The following is a 15743-nucleotide window of genomic DNA, read 5'->3' as shown; positions in this document are numbered from 1 at the left end:
CCCGTATGGATTCTCGCCTGCTGCGCGCATCCTGCCTGGCCATGGCGGTCGCCGCTGCGACTTCGGCTCACGCCAACAGCTTTAACCGTATTCAAAGCTTCTCGACTGCAGACAACCTGCTTGCATCCAATATGGAGCAGGAAACCTCTGCCGAGATCATTACCGCTACTGCCAGCGGTAATACCCTGATCTACAGTGACAGCCCGCGTGAGGGTATCGGCTTTATCGATATCCGTGATGCCCAGCAGCCCAAGCCCGCCGGTTTTATGCCGCTCAAGGGTGAGCCGACCTCTGTCAGTGCGGTTGGCGAGAATGCCGTTGTCGGTGTGAATACCTCCGAGAGCTACACGGCGCCTTCAGGCTTCCTGGCGCTGGTCAATTCAGCGCAGAAGAAAGTGGTGAGCCAGTGTGACCTGGGCGGCCAGCCGGACTCGGTTGCTGTTTCCAAGCAGGGCGATATGGTTGCAGTCGCAATTGAAAACGAGCGCGATGAAGACCTGAACGACGGTGTCATTCCGCAGCTGCCCGCCGGTGATCTGGTGCTGGTGCCGCTGAAACAGGGCCAACTGGTTTGCTCGGGCCTCAAGCGTGTGGATCTGACCGGTTTGGCCGAAATTGCACCGTCCGACCCAGAGCCGGAATTTGTCGATTTCAACCAGAAGGGTGAAGTCGTTGTCACGCTTCAGGAAAACAACCACCTGGTGATCGTCGATGCCAAAACCGGCAAGGTGAGCAATCACTTCTCCGCCGGTACGGTCGATCTCAAGCAGATTGATGTAAAGAAAGACGGTGCCTTGCACTTCACCGGCGAACTGAACAACGTGCTGCGCGAGCCGGACGCTGTTAAGTGGCTGGATAACAACCGCTTTGTCATCGCCAACGAAGGTGACTATAACGGTGGTTCACGCGGCTTCAGCATCTTCCATAAAAACGGCAAGCTGCTGTTTGAATCCGGTGCCGCCTTTGAGCACGAAGTCGTACGTGCCGGCCATTACCCGGACAAGCGTTCCGGCAAGAAAGGTGCCGAGCCGGAAGGTCTGGAAGTTGGCCGTTTCGGTGACGACACCTATATCTTCGTCATGTCCGAGCGTGGCTCTGTGATCGGTGTGTACCGTGATACCGGTGCTGCCCCCGAGTTCATGCAGCTGCTGCCGTCCGGTATTGCACCGGAATCCGCTGTTGCCATTCCGTCGCGCAACCTGCTGGTCAGCGCCAACGAGAAGGACCTGATCGAAGATGGCGGCGTGCGTGCCCATGTGATGCTGTTCAGCCTTACCAAGGACGCACCGGCTTATCCGCAGCTGGTTTCCGGCAATGAAGCGGCCACTGGCGCACCCATTGGCTGGGGCGCGCTGTCCGGTCTGACGGCTGATCCGAGCAAGCCGAATGTGCTTTACGCGGTTAATGACAGCTTCTATAAGAACCAGCCCCGCATTTTCACCATCGATGCCAGCGCTCACCCGGCACGTATTACGGCTGCCCTGAACATCACCCGTGATGGCCAGCCAGCCAAGAAGCTGGATCTGGAAGGTGTGGCAGCTGATGGCAAAGGCGGTTTCTGGCTGGCATCTGAAGGCAATGCCAAGAAGGAAGTGCCTCACGCCATTTACCATGTAAATGCTGCCGGTGAAATCGACGAGACCCTGGCATTCCCGGCTGAGCTGCTGGAGCACCAGATTCGCTTTGGTGCCGAGGGCATTGCACTGGATGGCGACAACCTCTGGATTGTGATGCAGCGTCCCTGGAAGGACGATGGCGAACAGCAGGTAAAACTGCTCAAGCATAATCTGAAGACAGGGGAGTGGACGGCTGCGCATTACCCGCTGGATGCAACTGAAAAAGGCTGGGTTGGTCTGTCCGAGATCGAAATCCACAATGGCAAGGCCTACATTCTGGAGCGCGACAACCAGATCGGTGCCAATGCCGCCATCAAGCGCCTCTACTCGGTCGAGCTGAATGGCCTGCAAACCGCTGAGCTGGGCTCAACACTGCCGCTGGTGCAGAAGACGCTGGTACGTGATTTGATTCCCGAACTGGCGTCTCTGAACGGCTATGTGACCGATAAAGTGGAAGGTTTTGCCATAGATCAGAACGGAAATGGATTTTTTGTCACCGACAATGACGGAGTTGACGACAGTTCTGGCGAAACTTTGTGGGTCAAAATGGGGCAAATTCGCTGAAAAGCTACACTTTGCTAGCTTTGTTCCAAAAGGAGGTTTGAAAAAACCTCCTTTTTTATGTGTTCTGGTCGGAAAATAAACAGCTGTTTCAGCTAAAATATAATTAGTGTTTGTTTTTGAGACACTAGTGGGTTCAGGTGTTCAGACTTAAAATTCAGCCGCTGATTTGTTCAAAAAGTGAACAGGTTGAGGTAGGCCATGAAAACCAAAGAACCGGATCAAGTTGCCATCCTTGGGCGGCGCCTGATCAAATACAAAATCATTTCCCTGATTGCTTCTGCTATTGTCGTGTTGGCTTTTTTTGTTCTCATGACAGGCCAAGGCACAGACCTCCATTCCGCTTTTTCAACTCGCGGCAGCACAATGGAATTGCTGATGTGGGCCGGTATTATCGATCTGGCATCGATGTACAGGCTTTCACAGTTGAGTCGTCGGCGGATCATTCTATCTCGAGTTAGATTCTTCTCCAGCGTGTGAGAAGGCTTCCCTCTTCAGGCGGCCTGTGACACCATCCATGGCCCCTAAGGTCGCCTGGAGAATTCTACATGATCGTACGCAACCGTCCCGGTGCGCTCGGTTTGATGCTGGCCTGGAAGGGCTCGGTATTCCCGCATATTCTGCCCCATATTCTGTTGTCCGGACTCTTCGCCATTGTGGTGACCTGGGTAACCCGACATCACTACCTTGATGGCATCGTTGAATACACACTCTTGCCCTTTACCCTGATGGGGATTGCGCTGTCGATCCTGCTCAGTGTGCGCAACACCGCGACCTATGACCGCTGGTGGGAAGCGCGCAAGCAGTGGGGCCAGATGGTAGTCGAGATGCGCAGTCTGGCCCGCACCAGTGGCATCTACCTGAATCCTGAGCGTCGCCGCAGCCTGTTAGTGCTGGCACTGGCCCATACACATCTGCTGCGTGGCCAGTTACGTGAAGAAGATGTGCGTGCGGACCTGCCGGAGGGCTTGAATCAGGTGCTGCCACAGGACGAACTGGACGCCATATTAAGCGCTCGTAACCCCGCTGCGCAGATGCTGCAGTGTGCCGGGGATTTGGTAGCAAATGCGTACAAAGCAGGGGAGATCGATAGCGTTGCCGCTGCTGCGCTGGATAAGCACCTGCACAGTCTGGCCGGTGTCCAGGCCGCCTCCGAGCGCATTGCACAAACGCCTTTGCCCTTTGCCTATACACTGCTGGCGCATCGAACAGCCTACTTTTATTGCTACCTGCTGCCCTTTGGGCTGGTGGGAGCTGCTGGCTGGTTTACGCCTGTCTTTACCGGCATCGTTGCCTACACCTTCTTTGGCCTGGACCGCCTGTCTGAGCAGCTGGAGTTTCCCTTCGGACGCCACACCAATGACCTGCCGCTGGATGCGATCTGCCGCATTCATGAAATCAGCGTCGCCGAAGCCCTGGGTGACCCGGCACCAGAGTTGCTGCAACCGGTGGAGTTTCAACTGCAATGAGCACAGACCTTTCCTGCCCGCTGTGCAGTTCGACTACGCTCTATGCCATTACCTGCAAAGCGAAGACCTACCATCGCTGCGAAGCCTGCAAAATGGTCCATCTGGAACCGTCACAGCGCTTATCGGATGCGGATGAAAAAGCCGTATACGATGACCATGAAAATGCCATCGATGACCCGGGCTATCGCCGTTTTCTGTCTCGTGCCTTTGATGAGGTGCTGGCGCGTAAACCGGTCCCGGCCAAAGGGCTGGATTTCGGCTGCGGCCCCGGCCCGGCACTGGTGGCCATGGCGCGGGAGGCCGGCTATGACATGGCGCAGTACGACAAGTACTTCCATCCCGACACCTCGGTGCTGACCGGGCCGTATGACTTCATTACCAGCACCGAGGTGGTGGAGCACCTGGCCGAGCCGCTTCCCGTACTGGACCAGCTTTGGTCATTGCTCGCACCTGAGGGCGTGCTGGTACTGCAAACCAAACGGGTGCTGGACGATGAGCGCTTTCGCAGCTGGCACTACCGCAATGATCCCACCCACATCACCTTCTTTGCCGAAGAGAGTTTCAGCTGGCTGGGCGAGCGCTGGGGCTGTGTGCCCGAGTATCCGCATAATGATGTGGTTTGCTTCGTCAAAGCGCCTAGCGAATGACACCTTCAATTTTAAGCTGATCGAGCCTGGAGTTTTGATTCGGCAGCAGTCGTTGCAGAACCTCTAATGTGTGCTCGCCCAATGCCGGGGGGGCTGTTTCGGCATTTAGAGCATGTCCATTGAAACGGATAGGGTTACTGACCAATGGCACTGACCCTGCTTCAGGGTGTTGGCGCTCAATGCGCATGCCTCTGTGACATATTTGAGGGTCTGCGAACACCTGAGCCAGGTTGTTGATAGGGCCGCAGGGTACGCCAACTTTTTCCAGCTCATCCAGCCAGAAGGCAGAAGGGTGTTTTGCGATGCAGGCACTCAGCTGTGGAATGAGCTGCTCGCGGTTTTCAACACGGCTATTATTGGTAGCGTAGTCAGAATCACCAGCCAGCTCGGGTATGCCGGCAACCTCACAGAAACGCTGGAATTGCGTGTCATTTCCCACGGCCAGAATGATGTGTCCATCGGCGCTGGGAAACACCTGGTAGGGCACAATATTGGGGTGTGCATTTCCCATCCGCTCCGGGGAATTTCCGGTTGTCAGGTAGTTCATCGCCTGGTTGGCAAGAACGCCGACCTGTACATCCAGTAACGATAGATCAATCCAGACTCCGTCGCCGGTTCTGTCACGCTGCAGCAGCGCGGACAGTATGGCTGTAGCCGCGTACATGCCTGTAAACAGATCGGTAATGGCTACGCCGACCTTGACCGGTTCGCTGCCGGGGACGCTTTCGGGTTGTCCGGTCAAACTCATCAAACCACCCATGCCTTGAAGCAGGAAGTCATAGCCTGCTCGCTCTGCATAGGGGCCATCCTGGCCAAACCCTGTAATAGAGCAGTAAATAAGGTCGGGTTTGACGGCTTTAAGACTCTCGTAATCAAGCCCGTAGCGGGCAAGTCCTCCTACTTTGAAGTTTTCAAGAACCACGTCTACCTGAGAGGCCAGTTCCCGGATCAGTTGTTGGCCCTCGGGGTGAGCAATGTCGATGGCAACCGATTCCTTGCCACGATTGGCACTCAGAAAGTAGGCCGCTTCTCGGGTATTTTTCAAATAGGGTGGACCCCAGCTGCGGGTATCGTCGCCACGCTTAGGGTGTTCCACCTTGATCACTTCAGCACCCAGATCAGCCAAGTGTTGGCTGCACCAGGGGCCTGCCAGAATACGGGACAAGTCCAGCACTCTGACACCTGCCAGGGGTTTATCCATAATACACCTCCAAAGCAGGCGGCTCGGAAGCCGCCGCCAGGCGTTAGAAGAATGCTTGAATACCTGTTTGGGCTCGACCCAGAATCAGTGCATGCACATCGTGGGTACCTTCGTAGGTGTTGACGGTTTCCAGGTTGACCATATGGCGCATAACGCCGAATTCGTCGGAAATCCCGTTGCCTCCGTGCATGTCACGAGACATACGTGCCACATCAAGTGCCTTACCGCAGTTGTTGCGTTTGATCAGCGAGACCATCTCGGGTGCCCAATTGCCACTATCCATTAAACGCCCGATCTGCAGTGCACCCTGCAAGCCCAGTGAAATTTCGGTCTGCATGTTGGCCAGTTTCAACTGGACCAGCTGGTTAGCGGCCAGCGGTCGGTTGAACTGCTTGCGGTCAAGTGTGTACTGGCGTGCTGCGTGCCAGCAGAACTCGGCGGCGCCCATGGCGCCCCAGGCAATACCGAAGCGGGCCTTGTTGAGGCAGCCAAAGGGGCCTGCCAGACCGCTTGCATTGGGAAGAAGGTTTTCTTCGGGTACGAAGGCTTCATCCAGCACAATTTCACCGGTAATACTGGCACGCAGGCTTAGCTTGCCTTCAATTTTGGGTGTCGAGAATCCTTCGGTGCCGCGCTCGACGATGAAGCCTTTGATCTTGCCGTCATGGGCTTCCGATTTGGCCCACACAACGGCCAGGTCTGCGATGGGACTGTTGGTAATCCACATTTTCTGGCCGGTTAGGCGGTAGCCGCCATCTACTTTTTTGGCGCGCGTGATCATGGAGCCCGGGTCAGAACCGTGGTCTGGCTCGGTCAGGCCGAAACAACCGACCCATTCGCCACTGGCGAGCTTGGGCAGGTATTTGCGTTTCTGCTCTTCGGAACCATAGGTTTCTATGGGATACATAACCAGCGATGACTGAACGCTCATGGCTGAACGATAACCAGAGTCGACACGCTCAACCTCACGGGCGATGAGTCCATAAGCGACATGGCCAATACCGGCGCCGCCGTATTCTTCAGCGACGGTTGGTCCGAGAAGGCCCATTTCGCCCATCTCCCTCATGATCTCCCGGTCAAAACGTTCCTCGCGGTAAGCACTGAGAACTCGGGGCTGCAGCGACTGCTGGCAGTAAGCATGGGCCGCATCACGGATCTGGCGCTCTTCTTCAGTTAATTGCTGCTCCAGCAGCAAGGGGTCGTCCCAATTGAAGCTTGCAAAGTTGGACATCTGTGTACTCCCGATTTATTTAATGCTCGTTATCTACTGGTGTTTGTGTTCCGGCGAACAGCCGCACCGGAGTTGTTGAGTCTTTATTGCCCGTTAACCAGCTGCGCAGAGGCTGGCAGTCGCTCTGCAGGCAAAGTTGCATGGGGCTTGTGAATGCTGAGTCCGGCAGGATCAGCTCAGGTATACCTAAGGAGGCAGCAGGGCGGCTGATCCACCAGCCATCGACCAGGCGGGCATCAGGTGCGGGCTCCATGCCCGCACCACTTTGCTGCACTGCTGATTCCACCAGCAAAAATTGCTTGCCCCTGAGGCGGTATTGTTCATACCAACCGCTATGTTCTACGGAGTGCTGCCACCGCAGGGTGAAACTATCGGTCTCAATACATCGAACTTCCATTGCTGCGGTTAGTAATCCGATACACAGCAGGTTCATATCAAACGGGCTCCGTAGAGAGGCTGTTGCCGCGTCGAACCTGGAACCAGTGCCAGGCCAGGAAGGCTGCCCCAAGTGCAAGTCCGATCTCGTCCGTAATCGGCATGGCGACAACCATGCAACCTGCTGCAGCAGTGGCCCAGAGTCTTTCCGGCCAGTTTAGAGGCGCATACAGATAACCGATGGCTGCCGCGCCCCAGAGTGCGATTGCAAAGACTGCTTTGAACGTTACCCAGGCGCTCATCAAGAGGCTGTCGCCCTGGAGCATTAGCGCCGGGGCGTATACCGCCATGAATGGCAACAGGAAACCGGCAATGGCAATGCGCAGACAGATCATCGAAATGCGCATGGCTGGGGCATTGGCGATGGGCGCAGCGGCAAAGGCGGCGAGTGCAACCGGCGGTGTAAGGTTGGCCATGATGCCGAAATAGAACACGAACATATGAGCGACGATCACCGGCACACCGAGCTGAACCAGCACCGGCCCGGCAATAGAGCTGGTAATGATGTAATTGGGAATCGACGGAATACCCATGCCCAATACAATGCAGGTCAGCATTGTTAGCACCAGGCTCAGAAACAGGCTTGATTGACCAATGTCGACGATAGCCGAGCCGATCGTAATGGGCAGGCCTGTCAGGGTCAGAATCGCGATGATTACACCGACCACGGCACAGGCAATACCGACACCGGTTGCACTGACGGCGCCTTGGGCAAGGCTGTCGAGACAGAGCTTAAGAGTGTCGCGGCCTCCCTTGAGAATAAGTTGCGGCAGGATAAGCACCCCAATCAGGGCGAAGATGGCGCCGGCGCCGTACTTAAAGAATGCCGAGCATGCCAGACCGACCATAATCCAGAAGGCTACCTTCATATAGGTTTGGCGCAATGGACCGGATAAGGCACTGCCGAGGATCAGCACAACCGTAAGCAGCAGGCCAATAGTACCGGCAAACAGAGGGGTATAGCCGCCAAACAGCAACCAGACCAGCGTCATCAGTGGCAGTAGCAGATACCAGCGCTCTTTCAGTGCCAGCAAAGGCCGGGGACATTCCGCTTTGGGTAAGCCCTTCAGGTTACAGCGGCCGGCTTCCAGGTGGACCATCCAGAGGACGGTCGCAAAGTAGAGCACAGCTGGAATGGCGGCAGCCTTGACCACATCTACATAGGGGGCGCCAATGGTTTCTGCCATGATGAAGGCAACGGCACCCATCACCGGTGGCATGATCTGCCCCCCCATGGAAGCGGTTGCTTCAACAGCACCGGCAAACGCGGGACGATAGCCAAAACGCTTCATGAGCGGAATAGTAAACAACCCGGTCGTTACTACATTGGCGATGCCTGAGCCGGAAATGGTGCCCATGATGCCGGAGGAAACCACTGCAACCTTGGCCGGGCCGCCTTTGGTGTGGCCGACAGTGCCTAACGACAAATCATTAAACAGGCCAACCATGCCGGCCTGCTGCAGAAAACTGCCGAACAGAATAAACAGAAACAGATAGGTCGATGACACGAAGGTGGGAATGCCGAAAATTCCCTCGGTGCCAAGGAAAAGTTGCTGCAATACCTGGTCAGGCGCATAACCTCGATGCCCCAATGGTTCGGGCAGGTACTGGCCGAACAATCCCCAGAGCAGGAATAGACCGCAGACCACAGCCAGACCAATGCCCATACAACGTCGAGCACCCTCGAACACCAGTGCAACCATCAGCGTGCCCACGATCAGGTCCTGGGTTTCCGGCAAGAAGCGCAGCATGATGTCCGCTTCAAAAATCCAGTGATAGAAACCGAGCGCAAACCCGGTTAAACCCAGAGCCCAGTCATACCAGGGAACCTTGTTCTGACCTGACCCGTTTGCCCGGTAGAGCGTTAGAGCCAGCAATATCAGGAAACCTACGTGAACAGAGCGCACCACCAGACTCGACAGCGGTGTGAACACGGCGGTGTACAGCTGGAACAGGGAGAAGGCAATGGCGATACAGTAAAGCGGTCGAATGAGCATGGCTGCGCGTGTCTCGACCTCCGGCGCCGTATCCGGCACCGGATGAGTGCTTGCATCCGTCATATTAATATCCGCAGATCATGGGGCCCCGAGAGGCCCCTGGCATTATTACTTGATCAAACCAACTTCACGGTAATACCGCTCGGCACCGGGGTGCAGAGGAATGGGCATGCCGTTCAGTGCATTTTCCAGCTTGATCTGGCGTCCCGCTGCATGAGCGGCTTCAAGGCGATCGCGGTTATCAAACAGCTCGCGAGCCATCTTGTAGGCAGTGTCATCTGCAACATTTGTGGAAGTAACCAGGAAGTTAACCACCGCCACGGTGGAGACATCGGTGTCCTGGCCATCGTAGGTTCCGGCAGGGATAGTGGTAGAAATATAGGCCGGGTTGTTGAGCGCTTTCGCAACATCAGCGCCAACCGGAACGATCGTGATATCCAGCGCAGTACTCAGGTCGCGAATAGATGCTACCCCAAGCCCAGCCGACTGCAGCGTTGCATCGATCTGACGGTTCTTGATCAACTCCACTGATTGGCCGAAGGGGAGGTATTCCACTCGGCTGAAGTCGTCGTAGCTCAGGCCGGCTGCACCAAATACCCGGCGGGCATTCAGTTCTGTACCAGAGCGGGGCGCGCCAACCGAAACGCGCTTACCTTTCAAATCCGCCAGAGATTTAATCCCTGAGGCTTTGCTCGCCACGATTTGAATGTAGTTGGGGTATATGGCGGTCAAGCCACGCAGCTTATCCAGTTTATTGGGAAAACCGGCTTCCTTGTCGCCATTCCAGGCTGAATTCACAGAGTCCCCCAGCGCAAATCCCAGTTCGCCTCGGCCAATTTGAATAAGGTTGAGGTTTTCCACGCTGGCTTTGGTGGACTGTACGGAGGCCTTTGCCCCCTCTATTTCATCGTTGTAGATCTTGGATAGTGCAACGCCCATTGGGTAGTACACGCCAGACGTACCACCGGTAAGCACGTTGATGTAGTCGGATGCCTGTGCAGACATGGAAAGAGCTGCCGTCAGAGTTGCGGCGCCCAGAGTTCGTATCAATCCTTTGGTTTGCATAGTCGTTGTCTCTGTTGGTTTGTTTTTATATCAGATCCAGCATGCAGCTCGGCTGTCAGGCCAAGTCTTAACTATACTATTTATACTAATAAATATAATTAAACAACCAAGATCGAAAAATCATCAAGTTTGTGGCAGGATGGACATCCCTCCAAAGGCACTCGAAAACATGCAAAAACAAGACTTTGAAGCCCCGCAACGTATCAAGCGCGCTGATCAGATAGTTGAATCCGTCAAGCAGTGGGTTGTTGTTAACGGCAAGCAGCCCGGTGACCGTTTACCCAATGAGCGCGAGTTGATGGAGCAGTTTGAATGCTCCAAAGGAACCGTGCGCGAGGCTCTCAAGTCGCTGGAAGTGCAAGGGTTGGTCAGAATCAAGACAGGACCCAACGGCGGAGCAGTGTTGGAGCGAGTTCCCTATGAAAAAGCCAGTCAGTTGTTGCGAAATTTTTTGCACTTCGACCAACCGACAGGGCCTGAAATTTACGCCTTGCGAACTCTGGTAGAGCCGGAGATAGCGGCTTTGGCGACGCCGCGACTGCAGGATGAGGATTTTGCTCGACTGGAGTCACTGGTTGCCTGTTGCGAGACGCCTGCAAGCAACTTTGATGAGCGAATGCAACAGCGTATAGCTGAACTGGAATTTCACGTTGTGCTGGCAGGGTGCTGCGACAATGCCATGCTTGCGTTCATTGGCCGTTTCCTGAACGACATGATTCGCGACCTGGTGATATTCAAAAAAGCACAGCTACCAGAGCAGCAGGAGTTTTCCTGCGCCAACCTGAACTATCACAAGCAGCTGATGGATGCTTTTCGCAAGCGCGATGCTGATCTCGCACGTGAATTGATGAGAGAGCACATGCAGTCTGCTGAACATTTCAACCGCGAACTGGAAGGGCAGCTGCAAAAGCACTTCCTCGCCTGAGCTGTCGATTTTTGCCAAATTTGCTGCCGAATATTGTCATGGCAGCAGTCTCGGTCCTGATTCACACTAAGGTTATTCCCTTATAAGCGCTGTCGTGTAAACGGCAGCCAAACGAATAACAAAGGTGTGAGTCATGGATTTCAAAAACGTACCTGCAATCGTAACCGGTGGTGCTTCTGGTCTGGGCGAGGGCGCTGCCCGTGCGCTGGCGGCAGCCGGTGCCAAGGTTGCCATCTTCGATCTGAATGAAGAGCGTGGCCGCGAGATCGCTGAAGAGCTGGGCGGTATCTTCGTACGTTGCGATGTGTCCTCTGCCGAGAGTGCTGAAGCGGCATTTGCCACTGCACGTGAAGTGCATGGTGCCTGCGGTATTGCGGTGAACTGCGCCGGTATCGCTCCGGCGGGCAAGATCGTCGGCAAGGAAGGCCCCATGCCGCTGGAGAACTTTGACAAGGTTATTCAGGTCAATCTGGTAGGCAGCTTCAATATTCTGCGTCTGGCCGCTGCCGATATGGCAACTCGCGAACCGAACGCCGATGGCGAGCGTGGTGTAGTGATTTCCACTGCCTCCATCGCGGCCTACGAAGGTCAGATCGGTCAGGTCGCCTACAGCGCGTCCAAGGGTGGCGTGGTGTCCATGACGCTGCAGGCCGCACGTGAACTGGCGCGTCAGGGTGTACGTGTGAACACCATTGCACCGGGCCTTTTCCTGACCCCGATGATGTCCGGCTTCCCGCAGGAAGTGCAGGACAGCCTGGCTGCCACTCTGCCGTTCCCGCAGCGTCTGGGTCATCCGGACGAGTACGGCATGCTGGTTGAACAGATCGTGAAGAACCCGCTGCTCAACGGCGAGACTATCCGTCTGGACTGTGCCCTGCGCATGGCACCGAAGTAAGCCGACGGACGAGCAAGACGCACGAGTATAAGAAGGTGAGCGAGATGAATGCAGCTGTAATCGACCAGGAAGAACTGGAACTCTTTCGCGAAATGGTGCTGCGCGCACTGGAGCGCGAAGTGGAACCTCACTACGAACAGTGGGAAAAGGACGAGATCACCCCGCGTGAACTCTGGCGCACCCTGGGCGAAGCCGGCCTGCTTTGCGTCGACGCCCCTGAAGCCCACGGCGGCTGCGGTGTGCCTTTTGAATACTCCGTGATGCTGGTCACCGAGATGGCGCGTCTGGGCTACGGTGCCCTGGCCACCAACGTAATGGTGCACTCCGATATCGTGGCGCCCTATATCGCCCATATCGGCAACGACGAACAGAAATACCGCTGGCTGCCGGGCATGGTGTCCGGTGACGTGGTTGGCGCCATCGCCATGACCGAGCCGGGTGCCGGCAGTGACCTGGCAGCGCTGCGTACCACCGCTGTACTGGATGGCGATGAGTACGTAATCAACGGCTCCAAGACCTTCATCACCAACGGCCAGCACGCCGACATGGTGATCGTCGCCGCCAAGACCGATCCGGCGGCCGGTGCCAAGGGCGTCAGCCTGTTCCTGGTCGACACCACGCTGCCGGGTTACAGCAAGGGCCGTAACCTGGAGAAGATCGGCCAGCACTCCGGCGATACCTCCGAGCTGTTCTTCGAGAACATGCGCGTGCCCAAGTCGGCCCTGCTGGGCGAAGAGGGCAAGGGCTTCATGTACCTGATGAAAGAACTGCCCCGCGAACGTCTGGTGATTGGTGCTATCGGTGTCGGCGCGGCCCGCGGCTCGCTGGATATGACCATCCAGTATGCCGACGAACGCACCCTGTTCGGCCAGAAGCTGAAGGAGTTGCAGAACACCCGCTTCCGTATCGCCGAGATGGAAACCGACTATCGCATCAACAAGGCCTTTATCGACCAGTGCATCGCTGAGTACTCCCGTGGCGAGCTGGATGCAGCGAGTGCGTCCATGGCCAAGTATACCGCCACCGAAATGCAGTGCCGTGTAGCCGATGGTTGCCTGCAGCTGTTCGGCGGCTACGGTTACACCACCGAATACCCGATCTCCCGTGCCTTTATCGACGCCCGTGTACAGCGCATCTACGGCGGCACCTCTGAGGTGATGAAGGAAGTGATCGCGCGTTCAGTACTCGGACGCTAACCGGGCGACGCTAAACAGTCGGATTGAAACGAATAACGCTTTACAAGAAAAAGACTTAACAGGAGCAACAGGATGTCAGACAACAGCATTGTGATTCTGGGCGCGGCCCGTACTCCCATGGGCGGCATGATGGGCTCCCTGAGCGACGTGCGCTCACCGGACCTGGGTGCCGTGGCCATTGAAGCGGCCATCGAGCGTGCCGGCCTGCAGCCGAACGATATCGACGAAGTGATCATGGGCTGCGTACTGCCCGGCGCACTGGGCCAGGCCCCGGCGCGTCAGGCCTCTCGCAAAGCAGGCATCCCCGATGCGGCTGGCGCGACCACCATCAACAAGATGTGTGGCTCCGGCATGAAAGCCGTGATGCAGGCGCACGACCAGATCAAGGCCGGCAGCGCTGACATCATGATCGCCGGCGGCATGGAAAACATGAGCCAGGCGCCTTACATGCTGCCCAAAGCCCGTGCCGGCATGCGAATGGGCCACGGCCAGGTGATCGACTCCATGTTCTTCGACGGCCTGGAAGACGCCTACGAAGGCGGCCTGATGGGTGTATTCGCCCAGCGCTCCGCTGATGATTTCAACATCACTCGTGAAGCGATGGACAATTTCGCCATCGGCTCCCTGAACAAATCCCTGGCGGCCATCGAAAACGGCTGGTTTAAGGACGAGATTGCACCGGTCACCATCAAGGGCCGCAAGGGCGACACCGTTGTTGATACCGACGAACAGCCGGGCAACGCCCGTCCGGACAAGATCCCGCAGCTGAAACCGGCATTCAAGAAAGACGGCACCGTAACCGCCGCCAACTCCAGCTCCATCAGCGATGGTGGTTCTGCACTGGTACTGGCCACTCAGGCCGAAGCCGACAAGCGCGGTGTTAAACCGGTTGCCCGCATTGTGGCGCACTCCACCCATGCCCAGCTGCCGGCTGAATTCACCATCGCCCCGATCGGCGCCATCCAGAAGGTGCTGGACAAGGCGGGCTGGAGCAAGGACGACGTGGATCTGTACGAGATCAACGAAGCCTTCGCCGTGGTCTCCCTGCTGGCGATCAACGAACTGGGCCTGGATGCCGACAAGGTCAACGTCTACGGCGGCGCCTGCGCCCTGGGACACCCGATCGGCTCCTCCGGCTCACGTATTCTCGTCACGCTGCTTAATGCCCTGAAGCAGCGCGGCCTGAAGAAAGGGGTTGCATCCCTCTGTATCGGTGGTGGTGAAGCGACAGCCGTCGCAGTCGAGCTGCTCTGATACGCCTTAACTTGCACATCTCTGCCTTTGAGGCCACCGATTGGTGGCCTTTTTTTCGTGTAGAGCTTGGGAAGCGCCCAGATAGCGAAACTGAAGGCGCACTGTACTAGTGCAGCATTAGTCTTTTTGGGCGTTGCTCTTTAGGTACAGCTTCGCTAAGTTTGAAGTACACCAGCAGGAAGTCGGTGTCCGCAATGACAGGGAAAAGGGGATGGGTCGATGGCAGGGATGGTTAGTTGTAGTTCTGTTGTTTCTCTTCTTCTTTTCGAGCCGTTTTGGGCTTGTTCTTTGTCATGCGTTGTATTGGGCGATACCCGCTGAGTCGGGAGCGTTGCGCGGATATACCTTTTTGCCTTTTGAACTTCTATGGGAATCAATAGGTTATGTTTTGATTTAAGGGTTAAAAGGTATACCCGATAATAATTATTATGAGGTCGAAGACCTCATAAACGGACTGTTAGGCAGAGGGAAAACATCGCATGGACCGCAAGGTTGTCGGGGTAGTCAACGGCTGGAATATACATCTGAATAGGAATGTTCATATGTATACCCACGACTTGGTGATGTCGAAGGACCAAAACCGATTCAGCATTCCCTGCGAAGATCTTCCCGCGAAAGAGAAGACGATTGGAGTCTGGCTGCACGAGTTAGAGGCGCCAAAGGAACTCGTTAGAGAGCTTGCACAGGCTCTTCTGAGTTGGTCCAACACATTAGATGAGCTTTTTCATATTTATGAGAGCCGGGACAAGCTCCTGGCAAACGAGGAAAGGCCTAACAAGTGACTGTGGTGTCCAGCATAAATAATCAGGCTGTTCTATGACGCCAAAGCTCTTCGTTTTTGAGCATGGTATTCAGCACCACAATGAGCTTGCGCATGCAGGCAATGATGGCCACTTTGGGCAGTTTACCTTGGGCTTTCAGGTGCTCGTAGAAGCGTTTGAAGATAGGGTTACATTGGATGGATGACAGCATCGCCATGAACATGACCGTACGGATACGGTGACGGCCTCCGCGGATACGCCGTTTACCATTCCAGGTGCCGCTTTCTCGGTTCATGGGTGCGACACCGACAAGCGCGGCGATCTCTTTACGGTTGAGATTGCCAAGTTCTGGCAGCTCGCTGAGTAAGGTGTACGCGAGGACTTTACCGACACCTGGCACGCTGGTCAGGATCTCGGTTTTGGTACGCCAATGCTTGACCTGTATAACGGCTTCATCGATCTGTTTGGTGATAGTCTTTATCTGAGTTTC

General features: G+C 55.9%; 15 protein-coding genes. 9 read left to right on the top strand and 6 right to left on the bottom strand.

Annotated features, from left to right (window positions below):
- The first annotated feature begins 5 nt into the window (after positions 1–5).
- The 4 genes from BW956_RS10090 (at position 6) to BW956_RS10075 (ending at position 4293) form a co-directional block, all read left to right on the top strand.
- A complete protein-coding gene (locus BW956_RS10090) occupies positions 6–2180 on the top strand; it encodes an esterase-like activity of phytase family protein (protein ID WP_076462662.1) in 2175 nt (724 codons plus the stop codon).
- 198 nt (positions 2181–2378) lie between these two features.
- Positions 2379–2657 (top strand): hypothetical protein, encoded by a 279-nt coding sequence (locus BW956_RS10085; RefSeq protein WP_076462661.1) that lies wholly within the window; start codon positions 2379–2381, stop codon positions 2655–2657.
- 68 nt (positions 2658–2725) lie between these two features.
- Positions 2726–3646, top strand: coding sequence for a bestrophin family protein (locus tag BW956_RS10080; RefSeq protein ID WP_076462660.1), 921 nt, complete (start codon positions 2726–2728; stop codon positions 3644–3646).
- Positions 3643–4293: a class I SAM-dependent methyltransferase gene (locus BW956_RS10075; RefSeq protein WP_076462659.1), complete on the top strand. Its 651-nt coding sequence runs from the start codon at positions 3643–3645 to the stop codon at positions 4291–4293. The genes BW956_RS10080 and BW956_RS10075 overlap by 4 nt, the downstream gene beginning before the upstream one ends.
- Here the strand turns inward: BW956_RS10075 and BW956_RS10070 are convergent.
- Genes BW956_RS10070 through BW956_RS10050 form a run of 5 tightly spaced genes read right to left on the bottom strand, consistent with a single transcriptional unit; the run spans position 4283 to position 10222 of the window.
- Positions 4283–5494, bottom strand: a complete 1212-nt coding sequence (locus BW956_RS10070) for a CaiB/BaiF CoA transferase family protein (protein ID WP_076462658.1) — start codon at positions 5492–5494, stop codon at positions 4283–4285. The genes BW956_RS10075 and BW956_RS10070 overlap by 11 nt on opposite strands.
- 43 nt (positions 5495–5537) lie before the next feature.
- Positions 5538–6725: an acyl-CoA dehydrogenase gene (locus BW956_RS10065; RefSeq protein WP_076462657.1), complete on the bottom strand. Its 1188-nt coding sequence runs from the start codon at positions 6723–6725 to the stop codon at positions 5538–5540.
- A gap of 19 nt (positions 6726–6744) precedes the next feature.
- On the bottom strand, positions 6745–7158 hold the full coding sequence (locus BW956_RS10060) for a DUF1850 domain-containing protein (protein ID WP_076462656.1): 414 nt from the start codon (positions 7156–7158) through the stop codon (positions 6745–6747).
- Position 7159: 1 nt separating this feature from the next.
- A complete protein-coding gene (locus tag BW956_RS10055; protein WP_010323942.1) occupies positions 7160–9220 on the bottom strand; it encodes a TRAP transporter permease in 2061 nt (686 codons plus the stop codon).
- Positions 9221–9265: 45 nt separating this feature from the next.
- Complete coding sequence (locus BW956_RS10050; RefSeq protein WP_010323943.1) at positions 9266–10222, bottom strand: TAXI family TRAP transporter solute-binding subunit; 957 nt, start codon at positions 10220–10222, stop codon at positions 9266–9268.
- A 169-nt stretch (positions 10223–10391) separates the two neighbouring features.
- On the opposite strand from BW956_RS10050, the gene BW956_RS10045 reads away from it, so the two are divergent.
- From BW956_RS10045 to BW956_RS10025, 5 genes are all read left to right on the top strand, one after another.
- On the top strand, positions 10392–11147 hold the full coding sequence (locus BW956_RS10045; RefSeq protein ID WP_010323944.1) for a FadR/GntR family transcriptional regulator: 756 nt from the start codon (positions 10392–10394) through the stop codon (positions 11145–11147).
- A 133-nt stretch (positions 11148–11280) separates the two neighbouring features.
- Complete coding sequence (locus tag BW956_RS10040) at positions 11281–12042, top strand: SDR family NAD(P)-dependent oxidoreductase (protein WP_010323945.1); 762 nt, start codon at positions 11281–11283, stop codon at positions 12040–12042.
- Positions 12043–12086: 44 nt separating this feature from the next.
- Positions 12087–13238 carry an acyl-CoA dehydrogenase family protein gene (locus BW956_RS10035; protein ID WP_076462655.1) on the top strand — a complete coding sequence of 384 codons (1152 nt, stop codon included), beginning with the start codon at positions 12087–12089 and terminating at the stop codon, positions 13236–13238.
- A 72-nt stretch (positions 13239–13310) separates the two neighbouring features.
- A complete protein-coding gene (locus BW956_RS10030) occupies positions 13311–14492 on the top strand; it encodes a thiolase family protein (protein WP_010323947.1) in 1182 nt (393 codons plus the stop codon).
- A gap of 479 nt (positions 14493–14971) precedes the next feature.
- Entirely contained in the window at positions 14972–15274 is a 303-nt protein-coding gene (locus BW956_RS10025) for a hypothetical protein (protein WP_076462654.1), read from the top strand.
- Between the two features lie 22 nt (positions 15275–15296).
- Here BW956_RS10025 and BW956_RS10020 read toward each other — a convergent pair.
- Positions 15297–15743, bottom strand: a 447-nt coding sequence (locus BW956_RS10020; RefSeq protein ID WP_139327096.1) for a transposase, incomplete at its 5' end; no start/stop codon positions are given.

The sequence above is a fragment of the Marinobacterium stanieri genome (assembly GCF_900155945.1).
GTDB lineage: Bacteria > Pseudomonadota > Gammaproteobacteria > Pseudomonadales > Balneatricaceae > Marinobacterium > Marinobacterium stanieri.
The sequence above is the reverse complement of the archived record's forward strand: the minus strand, read 5'-3'. Positions and strand labels throughout refer to the sequence as shown.